Below are 13,288 nucleotides of genomic sequence, written 5' to 3'. Positions count from 1 at the left end.
CGACATGTTCGATCAAGTTCTTGCGGCAGTTACGAACTGGATTATCGGTTCAATATCGCATCTGGGCTACTTTGGACTCGTCATTTTGATGGCAGTCGAGTCTGCCTGCGTTCCTCTTCCTTCTGAAATAATCATGCCGTTTGCCGGCTATCTCGCTTTCGCAGGTCGGTTCAGCCTGCTCGGCGCCGCGACGATGGGTGCGATCGGGTGCAATCTCGGTTCGACTGTGGCATACCTTATGGCCGCCAAGGGTGGCAGGAAGGCGATCGAACGCTGGGGAGCTTACGTCCTACTTCGCCCCGCCGAACTCGCCAAGGCCGAACTGTTCTTCGCGCGCCACGGCAGCATGGCAGTCTTTGTCAGCCGCCTATTGCCGGTGATACGAACCTTCATCGCATTCCCGGCCGGGCTTGCGCGGATGCCAATGGTGAAATTTCAGGTTTATACGTTCCTCGGCTCATGGCCCTGGTGTTTTGCGCTCGCCTACATTGGATATTTGCTAGGGGAAAGGTGGCACAGTGACCCGACCTTCCGCAGGCTCTTTCATCGGTTTGATGCCGTGATCCTGTTGGCTCTTGTAGTCGCCTGCGGTTGGTTCGTTTGGTCGCGGGGACGCCAGAGATTTCGGCGACGTCAGTGATGGCGCCGTAGTCGGCGGGCTCGCCTCCTCGGCGCATGCCTGGGAGCCGGGCTATGGCTACTACGACGGTCCAGGGTACTACGGCGCCGGGTACTATGGCGGGCCATACGCTTACGACTATGGATACGATGCTCCCTATCGCTGGGGTGTGGGCTATGCGACGAGGACCTACTACACGGCGCCGGTTTCCTATGGCTATCGGTACCGTCGCGTCGTGAGGCCCGCGTATGCTTATTACGGGGGAGCCTATCCGGTCGCGCGTCACCGCTGGCATCATCACTGGTGAGACGAAATCAAAGATTGAGCCGATATCAGGCCGCGCTCCGGAAGGGCGCGGCCATCTCGCTTGTACGAGGCGCAAATGGTCGAGTTCACTACCACCCGCCGGCAGAGAAGTCGCGCCGCTCGAACGCCAGTCGTAGGTCGGGACGTTGCTCGGTGTTCTAGTGTTTGCCACGACGAGGCATTTCAATGACTTTCTGGAGCAGCGTCGGATTGCCAAGAACCGCGCGCAATTCCGCCTTGTCGAGCCAGACGGCGACGTCTTCAAAGGTCTCGCATTCCTCGACTTTGGCACATGCAGTCGCAAGAGGCACGTCTACAGGGCCGAACCTGCGGCGATTCGTAGGCGACAGCGACTCTAAATGGTCGCGTAGCAGTTCAGGGTCTTGGGTAAGCTGGTCGAGAGCTCCCGCCACCTCTATCGGCTGATATGCGGCGAGTTCGTTGGCATGGAACACCACAGGAGGCGGCCTGTAGTCTTCTGGCGTGGCAAAAACTCCCGTCCACTTCAACCGCGAGGAGGTTATCAATCCGAGCGGGATCGAAAGCAGTAGCCCTACGATAACGGGCGACATCCAGAGCAGCAACGGGAAAGAGACAGCATACGCGCTGACGGCCAGAGCCAGGCCGCAGAGCGTTGGCCCAGCAAGCTTGCGATATATCTCCTCCCGAACAGGCCGACCGTCGCTTCGGCGCTGCACCTCCCATCCCGCATCCCGACCAAGCAGTATTTCCACCACGGCCTTGGACTGGAAGATCATCATGCAGGGAGCGATCAGGGCCGCGAGAACCGTTTCGCAGAGGACCCCCGCCAGCACCCAAGAGCCTCCGGCTGAACCGGTGCGCTCCTCGCGATCATTGATCAGCACGAGATAGGCCAGCAGCTTCGGCAGGATCAGGAGCCCCATCGTCGCGGCGAAGACCCACGCCGCAAGAACGGGATCCTGTTGCGGCCACGAGGGAAACAAGCTGAAGCCCTTGGGAAAGTATTCGGGCCGGATGAAGTGCGCCTGCAGTGAAATGAGCAAGCCGAGAATTAGAAAGAGAAGCCACAGTGGAGCGGTAAGGTAAGAGCCGATCCCTGTCAGCAAATGCAGCCGTGACACCCAATAAAGGCCACGCGCCGGCAACACGGCGAGGTGCTGAAGGTTGCCCTGGCACCAGCGCCGGTCTCGCCCGGCAAAGTCCAGCACCGACGGAGGCACTTCCTCGAAACTGCCGCGAAGGTCCGGGGCCATATAGATTGCCCAGCCCGCGCGGCGCATCAGCGCGGCTTCGACAAAATCGTGGCTCAGGATATGGCCACCGAAAGGCTTACGACCGCGCAGCTCCGGCAGGCCAGCCTCCTCTGCGAACGCGGCCACCCGGATGATGGCGTTGTGTCCCCAATAGTTGCTGTCGCCGCCATGCCACCAGGCATTACCTGCTGCGATGATGGGGCCGTACACACGGCCGGAGAACTGCTGCAACCGGCTGAACAGGGTGCGCGCGTTGACAATGACCGGCTGCGTCTGGATGAGGCCGGCGGCGGGATGGGTTTCCATTGCGTGAACAAGCCGTACGACGGTGTCGCCTTCCATCAGACTGTCCGCGTCCAGGACGATCATGTGGGCGTAGCCGCCACCAAACCTTCTGACCCAGTCGGCGATGTTGCCGGATTTTCGCCCTGTATTCTCAGAACGATGTCGATAGTACAACCGACCTGCGCCGCAGGCGCCGCGCAGGCGAACGAAGGCCGTCTCTTCATAAATCCATGTATCCGGGTCGGACGTATCGCTCAGCAAGAACCAGTCGAACTTCTCTCCGTATCCGCTCGCCTCAACTGATTCATACATGGCCCGCAGTCTCGCCATCAGATGGTGAGGATCCTCGTTATAGGTCGGCAGCAGCATGGCGGTGCGCGAGGTAATCGCAGGCAACTCGCGCGTCCTATCGATGGGCAGACCCGGCGACTTCCGGGTCAGCAAAACGAAAAATCCGGCAAGCGCTGACATGAACGAGAACGCGACCCAGGCGAGGAGCACGAGGAAGAGACCAAGCAGCATCGCCTCGAGAACGGTCACGCCGCCAACCTTCACCACGTCGTACATCTCGTAGCCGCCCGCAAGCGTCAGAATGGCTGTACCGATGAAAATGATGAGACGCCGAAGAACGAGAGAGCTTCTGGAACGGGCCGCCCCTCTTCGGGCTTCTGCCGCGCGGTCCAGCCTGCACGGCACCATCGCGAGCGGCCTGTCTGGCGGCAGAAATCGACCGCTCTCCGCGCTCCCGGTCGGCGCCGGCGACTGGTTTAGGGCGTCCATCGATAGATCCACACCTCGGAGATCGGCGCCTCGCGCTCGGCCAGGAAAGCCCGCAGCTCGATGGCCGTCTGTCCCTTGACCGCGCATTGAAAGCTCAGGCGCCATCCGCCCGTAACTGGGTTTGGTTGCGTCACGATGTTGCTGATCTCAGCTTTTTCAGCGGTCACCACGCCCTTGATGGTGTTGGGGTCAACGCCTTTGAGCTTGTCGCCCATGAGCTCCAGGACGAACAGCTTGCTGTCCTCGCCGCGGCTGCCGATCCCCGTTCGAGTGAACCGCACGAGCGACTGCGGCTTCGGCGCATCTGGGCCCCAGTGCAGCCGATAGGTGAAGATATGCTCGCTTTTGGCTGCAAGCGGCTGCTTGGGCCGCCAGAACGCGGCGATGTTGTCGTGGATCTCCTCCTTAGTTGGGATCTCGAACAATATGACCGCCCCTTCGCCCCAATCTCCGATCGGCTCGAACCAGAGGCTTGGGCGAGTTTCGAACTTGGATTCGAGATCCTGGTAATCAAAGAAATTTCTGTCTCGCTGCATCAGGCCAAAACCGCGTGGATTGAGGTCGGCAAACGTGCTCACCTGCAGATCGTGCGGATTGTTGAGTGGGCGCCAGAGCTGTTCGCCACGCCCATTGAAGATCGCAAGTCCATCCGAATCGTGAACCGCGGGGCGAAAATCGTCGAAATCCTTGCGATCGTTTGGCCCGAAGAAGAACATGCTTGTCATCGGCGCCAGGCCGCCATGCTGCACGTCGACCCGCGGATAGAGGGCCATCTCGACGTCGAAAACCGTGGTATCGCCGGGCCGGATCGTGAATCGGTAGCTTGCAGCCGCGCTCTTGCTGTCCAGCAGCGCATGCACCACGACGGAAGTGGCATTGGCCGCCGGCCTCTCCAGCCAGAACGCCTTAAAGACCGGAAATTCCTCACCTTTGCTTTCACCGGTGTCGATCGCGAGTCCACGCGCGGAAAGACCATACGTCTCTCCCTTGGCGACGGCTCGGAAATAGCTCGCACCCAGGAAGACACAAACTTCGTCGTAGTAATCCGGCTTGTTAATTGGAGCGTGGATACGAAATCCGGCAAAGCCGATATCGACATCCGGCCATTGCCCGAGCCCGTCGCCGAATGAGAAGTCATCCCGCCGGTACGGGATCGGCGTGGCATTTCCATCGACCACCTCCGATATCTCGACCCTATTCTTGTAGAAGAAGCCTCTGTGGAAGAACTGCACCTCGAAAGGCAGCTTCTCGCGACGCCACAGCGCCTTCTCCGGGATGAAGCGAATGGATCGGTATTGGTCATAGTTGAGGTTCTGCAGCAGATCAGGCAGCTTTTCGTCAGGTGGCTCGAATGGCTTGGCAGCAAGCGCGCGCGCAAGATCGCGCACGGAAGACGGGGTGAAGGGCGATGAGGAGCCCGGCTGAGCGAGCGCTACACGCGGCAGTATAGCGGTAGCCGAAACAGCAGCGGACGCGCGAAGAAGTTGCCGGCGGTTCACCCGTCCGTCTCCCCAGTTCTAAATGGACAGGGGAAACGACCTACCTTTTGCGGAGTTCCACCGCGTCGCTCGGGTGCGAGACTGACGTTTTGGGAGATGCCCACTCGGGCGGCAGGGACTGTGATCTTGGCTCCCGCTGGCTTTCGATTTGGCCCTGATGCGCCCGAGAGCCGAGGTAGTTGGCTGACAAGCAGGACTCCGGCTTGAAGCGGACTACCGGACACTAGCACGGTCTCGCCGGAGGCGCGGCTACCGGTGCTGAAATTAGTGTACACTCGTGGCAAGCCGGAGATTATGAACAGCCGCCCAAGTGAAGCTCGCAAAGGCGCGTGGGCGAGATGAGCCCGCTTATCGTGTTGCGAAACTCGCACGACGGACCGGTCGCCCAGAACGGCGTCAAGAGCGGCGCAGAGGACGCCACGAGCGACGGAACGCGCGCGACGGCACCCCAACTAGCACAACTACCACCGAGCAGAAAAAGTAATCCGATCGCCTTTGCCAAGCACGGCCCTCGGACGACCGCAGCGCGGACCCGGGGCGGGCCGGCAGCGCGCGCGGAGCGCAGGCCCGCCGCATACTCGGCGGGCGGCGCCGTCGCATCCTTGGATGCGCGCTGATCGGACAAAGCTGCCAGCCCGTGCCGATAGGCGGTCACGGCATCAACGGAGCTGTAGGGTGCCGAGATGCTCCGCTGCGGCCCGGACGCGAGTTCCGTGTTTTCGACGCCGGTCCGCGAACTCTGCGGAGTCAATGGACGAACGCGCCTTGTAGCCAGCCGCCGTCAACCGGGCGCAGACCCGCGGCACTGCGGCAGCCGTCGTGTCGTCGCCCGACGGCTGGAGCCCTGCAAGTTCATTCAGTTCGTTGATCAGACGCAACCCTTCGCTTCGGAGCAGGACCGCCGGGGCCCGGCTCGCTGGGTCGTCGATCAGCAATTCGAATATGAGCGCGAGATCCATCATGGCGCCGAGCGTAGCGGGCCAGCCAGCGCCCACCGAGGCGGACCTGAAGTAGATCAGCGAAGGATGCTCAGCATGGCTCTGCAGCACGGACGCGCACCAGTTGCGCCCGCCATTGTGAATCGGCGCCGGGGTCACGTCGCTTGAAGTACCGGGAGTATCCATCAGAACGAGATTAAGAAAGCCTCCCTGGGGGTGGGGTCACGATCGGCGCCGATCGGACCCCACCCTGAACGCAGATTTGGTCAGCTGCTACAAGGAATTCCCTCGATTAGTTCAACGGGCCGAGTTCGGCGCCGATTGACACTAGTTTCTTGCAACGTCGCCATTGCGAGGCCCGCCCCAGGATCGAGAGGCAAACCATGGGCCTGCTCTTCATCTCCCAACCGCGCCGTCAAAATGGCTGCCGCTCCCGCAACATCGACAACGCCGAGCTGAAACTCATTCGATGCTTCGTGCGAACCTTCCCAGGGCAGCGACGAGGGGTACCGACACGTGAGGGACTAGGAAGCGTGATTCGGAACCTAGGGACTCGCAAGGTGCGAAGCTCAAAGAGCCCCGAAAGGGGCTCTTTCCTTTCGGAGACCTCCCCTCAGTAACGTTTAGGCGACGCTTCATCCGCTCGCGCCGTAAACATCAATTCCTCCTCAAACGAACCCTCCGGCAGGTCCGCATTCGCAACATCGCGGTGCATACGCGGCTACGGCCGGGCCGATCAACGTCCCCCACAAGCGGAGTAACTCAACCGATGGCCGATACCGAAATCAATCGTCCCCGTTCGTGGAGTGGCCAGAGTCTAATCGGCGACTGGCTCGTCAGCCTCAAGATCGATGGCGTCCGCGCCATTTGGCGCGGCGACGACCATGGCTGGCAGAGCCGGGCGAAGAGGCCGCTCTACAACATCCCGCCTCCTCCACCCGGCGGGCCACGCGACTGCGAGGTCTTCGTCGGCAGCTTCCAAGACACAATCCGCGCGACCCGCACGAGGTCCCCTAAAGCCGACACGCCAATCGTCCTCCCAGAACACATCTATGGTCTTGAAGCGCTCGATCCAAGACTCCATCGGGGCTCCCTGACCAACCCCACCTCCTCCGACATCCTCGCAAGGCTGCGGCAAGCCAATGACCTCGGTCACGAGGGCCTCGTCCTTCGTCGTGGCAATACCTGGCTCAAGGTCAAGCCTGAGGAAACACACGACGTCACAATCACAGGGTACTGCCAGGGGCGGGGAAGGCATCTGGGTCGATTGGGTTACGTCACCACGATCAAGGGCGCCGTCGGCGCTGGCTTCACGGACGCCGAGCGCGAATTGCTATGGGCCGAGGCCAAGGCCGGAAGACTGGTCGGACAAATCATCGAGGTTAGCTGCATGCAATTTTCCCCGAGGGGCAAGTTCCGCCATCCCTCGTTCATCCGGATGCGCCCCGATCGAGGGAGCGCGTGAGACCACCGAGGGCTCGAGCCCAATGCTCGACGCATTTCATCGCGGACATGGTTGCGTGTACTCACTCAACACGCGCCGGTCCATCGCGCCACGTCGTCTGGAGTTCTCCGCTCCCGAGAAGCAGCCGCCGTTGTCTCGGCCCCAGGATTCTCCGGGTCAAGAACTAGGAGGCGGTTGGCTTTACTTCCAAGATCAACACGCTAAGCTCGTGTCCGGCAGGGAGTACTACCATGCGCTGGGGAGCCGCGTTTACGTCGGCCGTGTTCGTTTGTCTGAGCGGTTGCACCGCGTTACCGTCGCTTCCAGAAGACTACCAATTCCCCATCGATGAAATCCTGCGCTACACGACGTGCCAACTCCGATCGGGTTATCGGGAGCTCGCGACTATTAAACACCCGCGCTACAGTGCCGCAGACTACACCGTGGCGGTCGCCCTTCAGCCCAAGGTCGACGGGGAAATCACCGCGAAGGCCGGTTTTACGGGAAAGAACGGCGCGACGGGTAATTACATCAGTTCATGGGGCCTAGGCGCCGCCATCGCCGGCGGAGCGCCTGGCGCCGGGGTAGACGCGCGCTCGCATCAAGACGGAAAAGTCAGCTATAATCTCAGATCCGAGGACCTGATTAACCAAAAGCTTCCCGTTGATTGTGAACATTGGTCCTCAGCCTCGCACACCCTCGTGACGAATCTGCAGGTTCGTAAATGGCTCGTCGCCAGCACGACGGCCGCGCTAAACGGCCACAACAATTTGGCGGTCGTCGACAATCAAGGCTACACGGCCGAGATATATATAAAGTACGATATCGGTGGCGCGTTCACCTACACATTTCCATTGGGGACGGATTTCGCCTCGGCATCCGGTCAGTATTGGACCGATCAGTTTTTGACCATCACCATAACGCACAACGCCGCCCGCGCTGAGGTCATCTACACGAACACGCTTCCATCGGATGATTTTGAGAAAAAAGGAGTCTGGAAGCCAACGAAATCCGCCGTCGCGCGGGAGGTGCCGGGCGGCATATCGCCAGAGACAAAGACGAGACTCGACCTTCTTCAATTGCAGCAAAGCATTCAGAATCTTCCAACTGCCAACCCGCGTTGACGCCCATGAACTTTATCCTCTTCATCATGTTTTTCATCACTCCACCCAACAAGATTCCGGACAAGGTGAAGAACACCGCCGACGATCACCGTGTATGGACGTTGCAATCAACATCCGTTATGGACTTCAACACGATGCCGCAATGTAAGAACGCCAAGGACAACATTGCCAAGCGCATCGAGCAGACCAATACGTTGAAGGTACGCGCTTGGTGCATTGGGAAAGGCACTCCCGGTGCCGCGATCGCGTCAGATCCGAACGCGCATGGCGTCGCGCACCCTCCTGAAATAGACGACATCCTGCCGCTCGGTGACACGAAATAGTTCGATCGTTGCGAGCGGATCCGCGCGCCGATTACCGCAAGATAGCGCCAATGATTTCGACGATATCCCGGATCGGATCGCAAGACTGGAGAAGCGGATCAACGACGCCTATCGAGTACAAATTCAGTTCGAGGCATTGAACGATCGTTAATTTAAGCCATTTATATAGTGTCGAGGCGAAGTGACGCGAATACTCCGCCTAGGATCACCCTCAATCACTCACGGGAAGGAGGTGAATCCCATGAGCAAGGCTGATGTCGCCGACGAGATTAATCGCCAACTGGCGGCAAAGCGCTTTCCATCCGCGCTGATCGCCTATTGGTACATTCTGGACAAGCGCGAGCGAGAGCACGGTTTCTAGCGAAGGCCGAAACGACAAGAATCGGTATCGTAGGATTTATATTAGCTACCCGGTCCATCGTAGTATTTTTCACTGGCTGCGAGATTAACCGTCTCGCAGCCTTTTCTTTTTATATTTCCTCATACATTGCGACCGCTTTTGTAACCAACTCCAACATTCTTCATGTCGGACTCCATGCAATTCAATTAGCTTTCCAAACAGACTCTAGGTTTGGCGTGGAAGCCTTAAGCTTCGCCCAAACGGCATGGCGCCTTGCCAGGATGCATCTAGTGCCGAAAAATGGCCGATATCGCATTACGAGATCGATATCGGTCGGAATCAATCAGCGTTTATTCAGCCTTCGTACCACCTCGGCCGGATCAAATCCAATGGCTCGCCCCAGCTCAATGAGCTCCACCACATCGATTCGGCGCTGACCGGACTCCATGTGCGTCACCCACGACTGATAGACTCCAAGCTTCTCGGCTAGATCCACTTGGCGCAGACCAGCATCCTTCCTGAGCTCGACCAGCATGGCGGCGAGCTTCTTCTGAATCGGTGACGCGACCGTCTTTGGCATCCAGCCTCCCGGAAGGGGGCTAGAGAAATAAACCGACTTTTCAGATACCTAAAAAATCGGTATTAACGACCGTAATTGACCAAAGCGTTGACAGAATCCCAGCCAGTCCGAACTTACATCCCGAGGAAGCAAATGAACAATCTGACGAGACAATGGTGGCCCTGGTGCCTACTCGCCGGAGGCGCCGTAGTGCTCTGGGCCCTTGGTTACGACATGCGTGACCGGACGGCGATCACCTTCATGGCCCTGCTCATCGCGGCGGCGGGTGGCTACCTCGTCTTGGCCGAGCGGCAGAAGCACAAATAGAGCCAACGATCGCCGACACTACAAATAAGGGCTACTAAAATGAATACTTCCCCGGAAACGTCTACCCAAACACCGCCACCAGCCAACGACCGAGGCTACGCTTTTGCCGTATACGCTCTCTACGCGCTGGGCTTCTTTACGGTCATCACGACGATCATCGGCCTAATCATCGCGTACGTTAAGGCAACTACGGCCGGCGACGTGTGGCGCAGCCACTTCCAGTTCCAAATCCGCACCTTCTGGATCGGACTGTTGTACTTCGTTGCCGGCTTCGCCCTCCTCTATTTCTTTGTCGGCGCCCCCATCATACTATGGTGGACTATCTGGACCCTGGTCCGCATCATCAAAGGCGCGATTCTGCTCCACGATCAACGCCCGATTCCCGCGCCAACGTCCTGGCTATTTGGGTAGTGCAATAACGATGTCCCAGCAACGGAGGCATCGCCTGAAGTATCGAAGCTCTGTCTTGTTGGGTTCGGTTTGAGCAAGACCTACGCCATCGGCGATGTTCATGGATGCCTGGATCAACTCCAGCGCCTTGTCGAGCTCTGCGAGCGTGATGCGGGCGAAGGACGCTCTAAGCTCATCTTTCTGGGAGACTATATTGATCGAGGACCCGATAGCCGTGGGGTCGTCGAATTCCTCATGGATCTTCAGAAATGGTCGCCGGATGAGATCATATGTCTGCGCGGCAATCACGAGGATCTGCTACTCGCCGCGCTCGAAGGCAAGGACGCAGAACTCCAATGGCGTCACAACGGAGCTCAATCCACTTTAAAGAGCTATAAAGCGAGGGCCCCAGGAGACATTCCTCTGAAGCACATCGACTGGATTCGTTCGCTACCCCTCTTCCATGATGACGGGATGAGATTCTTCGTCCACGCGGGTGTACACCCCGACAAGCCGTTACATCAGCAACGCCAGCGCGACCTTCTCTGGATCAAGGAGCCATTTCTATCAAGCAACGCCGATTTCGGGCGACTGATCGTGCACGGCCACACGCCGATCCCCGGCGGTAATCCAGATCAGCGTATCAACAGACTAAATATCGATACTGGTGCCGTGTACGGCCGCGCTCTTACTTCTGCAATTTTTGATACTCACAAGACGACTCCAATCGGGTTTCTCTCCACAAGCCACAACGGCAACTGATAAGCTTTGCGACCAAACCTTATCAGTTGCGCCGCGCAAGGCTTGGCGCTGTTCGGCAGCAACGCGCTCAAGGTGGCACACGCAAGATCTTCGTTTCAATCAGCTCTTCAACGAGACCGAGCTGCGCAAGCGCCTGAAGGGCACGAAAGAACCAGCATCCTGTTCGCATCCGATCCCAATATAGAGCGCACCAAAGGTGAGCTAAATATCGACCTTATTTGCATCAACGGTTATGTCTCGAATGCTCGCGGAGCCAGGTAGTCTGCCAACTGCTAGGTGACCCGCAAACTCTTGCGAGCGACTTGGCCATGTATTTGCGTGAAGCGTCATGGGGAGGTGTGGAATAGGCGTTGGATTCCATATGCCGCGCCGATGAACCAAGTTGCCATCAACTAGCCATCGGATCTCGCAAGGATCCCATTCGATCGCGTAACGATGCAGTGCTTTGGACGCATCAAATCCTAATGAAATAGCTACCGGCGTTCCGCGATAGCCATAGTCAAACTTTGCCCCCTCTGAGCCGGGGTTATAAAAGACATTGACAACCAGACACGTCGGACGGTTGCCCGCTATTTCAATATCGATCTCCTGACGAGGCGACGCGCGGTAGAGAAAGAAGCCTGTCACCAGACCCGACACGTTTGTCGCTTGTAGTGTCGCTTCGAACCTTCCGTACAGAAAGCTTTCCCGGCTAGAGATCGCCGCGGCACTGAACTCGCGAACACCGAGCGATTCTCGGCGAACGGCGAATGACGCACCGCCCTCCGACCGCGCGGACACGTTAGCAGGTCGAAACAGTCCGAGATTTCCGGGAAATGTATCACTCCTCAGTAGCCACCGTGCTGATCGGATATCGCTTAGATCGTCATCGAAGACTACCCTCGAACGGAAGGCCAACCGCTCGGTAGTGATCGCGTTTATTCCATCCCACCCTGCTCCAGACTCTACAATCCATGGCATCCGATCGTAGCGAAGAGGCCTTGCTCGCACTCTCAAAGTCGACTTTGCCGTCTCCCGATACTTACGTTGTCCGATCTCCGGGATAACTGGGTAGGTCGCCACAGGTGGGGATAATCTCAGGTGTTCGCAAAGCACCCGCCAGGTGCGAGCATCTTCTCGCTCTAATATAGCGACATCGACTCTCTTCAAGGCTTCCAACAAGTCCTTGATATATGTATCGCCACCATCGTCACTTCCTGTGACGATGAACTTTCCGTGCGGGTAGCGCAAAACGAGCTTGTGCAATTCGGGCACTAGCTGACCCACGTTAACGTAGGCATCGAACGTAGCTCGCGATCCAGCGAGCAGCCTATGAAATTCTACTTCCGAAATCCGATCTACATCACTACAGCACCTGTAGCCGAGCATAGAGAGCGCCATTGCAAGGGATGATAGCCCGGTCCCCGGTTTGCCAAACGCAAACACCGGAAAATGGTGCGGCCGTTGATGAAATAGTGCAGCGCTGCCATGATCGATAACGCCGATTTTTGCCAGAGAGGGAAGGATCGAATAAGAGTTCGTCGATAAGAGATCAGCACGCTGATGGATCACTGGACGACGTAAGGCGCGCACATCGATCTCTTGGAATTTTTGATTGATCCAGAGGTCAATCGGACCACGGCACGGGAGCAGGTTAAGGAGTGCCTGCGCCCCGTTCTTCGAGAGAACATAGCCGGACAAGAACCAAAGCCCGCGTTCCGGACGAAACAAGTTTCTGGAAATCAGTTCTTTTGGGGCGCCGTGACGCGCCTCCGCATAAGATAAGTACAGCATGTCAAATGCTGGTTCTGCCTGGTCAGAAGACTTCATTTCTTGCCAAGCCTGATCGACAACGCGAGCGAAACTCAATTTCAACCAGACGTCGTCCTCAACTACAAGGGCATAGGGAGCAGCGGACTGCGCAATATCCCGCCAAACACTAATATGCGAGCAAGCGATTGCGATTTCTGCCTTACTCATGCGAATCGGACGAGCTAGGTCAAACTCGTCGGGCAGCGCGAGAGGTTGCGGCTCAACATAGAGCTGATCAGCAAGAGTATAAAACGGATCAATGTCCTTTGATTCTACTGTGTGATCTGAAGCGCTCTGAGCGTCGATCGCAGAATATCGTCTGGTTCGCTCAGTCAGCGAAATTCCGTCGGAATCCAGCACACAACCGAGCTCGCTTAGCACGTCAATCCAACGCTCGGGCTGCCGATCTAGATTTATAACATATATCTGAGAGACGCCCGACCGCACGGAGTCGCCAGACACGAACACATTCGATTGCCTGCGTGGCAAGCGCCTTCGTAGCTTCAAAAGCAGGTAATGTAGAATTCTGGAAGACGCGCGAAGTGGCTTGGTCAGATTCATTGCAA

Annotated in this window: 12 protein-coding genes; 7 read left to right on the top strand and 5 right to left on the bottom strand. The window is 58.0% G+C overall.

Annotated elements, in window-relative coordinates; translation table 11 throughout:
- Positions 1–4: 4 nt before the first annotated feature.
- On the top strand, positions 5–640 hold the full coding sequence (locus tag ACVIN2_RS23850) for a DedA family protein (RefSeq protein WP_456767418.1): 636 nt from the start codon (positions 5–7) through the stop codon (positions 638–640).
- Between the two features lie 443 nt (positions 641–1,083).
- On the opposite strand, the gene mdoH is transcribed toward ACVIN2_RS23850, so the two are convergent.
- The 3 genes from mdoH to ACVIN2_RS23835 all read right to left on the bottom strand — a co-directional run bounded on the left by mdoH (position 1,084) and on the right by ACVIN2_RS23835 (position 5,773).
- On the bottom strand, positions 1,084–3,225 hold the full coding sequence (mdoH, locus tag ACVIN2_RS23845; RefSeq protein WP_456767417.1) for a glucans biosynthesis glucosyltransferase MdoH: 2,142 nt from the start codon (positions 3,223–3,225) through the stop codon (positions 1,084–1,086).
- Positions 3,213–4,724 carry a glucan biosynthesis protein G gene (locus tag ACVIN2_RS23840; RefSeq protein ID WP_456767416.1) on the bottom strand — a complete coding sequence of 504 codons (1,512 nt, stop codon included), beginning with the start codon at positions 4,722–4,724 and terminating at the stop codon, positions 3,213–3,215. The genes mdoH and ACVIN2_RS23840 overlap by 13 nt, the downstream gene beginning before the upstream one ends.
- A gap of 659 nt (positions 4,725–5,383) precedes the next feature.
- Positions 5,384–5,773, bottom strand: coding sequence for a hypothetical protein (locus ACVIN2_RS23835; RefSeq protein WP_456767415.1), 390 nt, complete (start codon positions 5,771–5,773; stop codon positions 5,384–5,386).
- A 658-nt stretch (positions 5,774–6,431) separates the two neighbouring features.
- Here ACVIN2_RS23835 and ACVIN2_RS23830 point away from each other — a divergent pair.
- The 3 genes from ACVIN2_RS23830 (at position 6,432) to ACVIN2_RS23820 (ending at position 8,553) form a co-directional block, all read left to right on the top strand.
- Complete coding sequence (locus tag ACVIN2_RS23830; protein ID WP_456767414.1) at positions 6,432–7,127, top strand: hypothetical protein; 696 nt, start codon at positions 6,432–6,434, stop codon at positions 7,125–7,127.
- Between the two features lie 230 nt (positions 7,128–7,357).
- Positions 7,358–8,230, top strand: coding sequence for a hypothetical protein (locus ACVIN2_RS23825; protein WP_456767413.1), 873 nt, complete (start codon positions 7,358–7,360; stop codon positions 8,228–8,230).
- Positions 8,231–8,235: 5 nt separating this feature from the next.
- Positions 8,236–8,553 (top strand): hypothetical protein, encoded by a 318-nt coding sequence (locus tag ACVIN2_RS23820; protein ID WP_456767412.1) that lies wholly within the window; start codon positions 8,236–8,238, stop codon positions 8,551–8,553.
- A 683-nt stretch (positions 8,554–9,236) separates the two neighbouring features.
- Here the strand turns inward: ACVIN2_RS23820 and ACVIN2_RS23815 are convergent.
- Positions 9,237–9,473 carry a helix-turn-helix domain-containing protein gene (locus tag ACVIN2_RS23815; RefSeq protein WP_456767411.1) on the bottom strand — a complete coding sequence of 79 codons (237 nt, stop codon included), beginning with the start codon at positions 9,471–9,473 and terminating at the stop codon, positions 9,237–9,239.
- A gap of 132 nt (positions 9,474–9,605) precedes the next feature.
- Between ACVIN2_RS23815 and ACVIN2_RS23810 the strand changes: the two genes are divergently transcribed.
- The 3 genes from ACVIN2_RS23810 (at position 9,606) to ACVIN2_RS23800 (ending at position 10,931) form a co-directional block, all read left to right on the top strand.
- Entirely contained in the window at positions 9,606–9,779 is a 174-nt protein-coding gene (locus ACVIN2_RS23810; protein WP_456767410.1) for a hypothetical protein, read from the top strand.
- A 39-nt stretch (positions 9,780–9,818) separates the two neighbouring features.
- Positions 9,819–10,190 (top strand): DUF4870 family protein, encoded by a 372-nt coding sequence (locus tag ACVIN2_RS23805; RefSeq protein WP_456767409.1) that lies wholly within the window; start codon positions 9,819–9,821, stop codon positions 10,188–10,190.
- A gap of 69 nt (positions 10,191–10,259) precedes the next feature.
- On the top strand, positions 10,260–10,931 hold the full coding sequence (locus ACVIN2_RS23800; RefSeq protein ID WP_456767408.1) for a metallophosphoesterase family protein: 672 nt from the start codon (positions 10,260–10,262) through the stop codon (positions 10,929–10,931).
- A gap of 201 nt (positions 10,932–11,132) precedes the next feature.
- Here ACVIN2_RS23800 and ACVIN2_RS23795 read toward each other — a convergent pair whose 3' ends face one another.
- Positions 11,133–13,283: a family 16 glycosylhydrolase gene (locus ACVIN2_RS23795; RefSeq protein WP_456767407.1), complete on the bottom strand. Its 2,151-nt coding sequence runs from the start codon at positions 13,281–13,283 to the stop codon at positions 11,133–11,135.
- Positions 13,284–13,288 lie beyond the last annotated feature (5 nt).

The organism is Bradyrhizobium sp. USDA 3650 (genome assembly GCF_054057395.1).
This window is presented reverse-complemented; position numbering and strand designations above follow the sequence as displayed.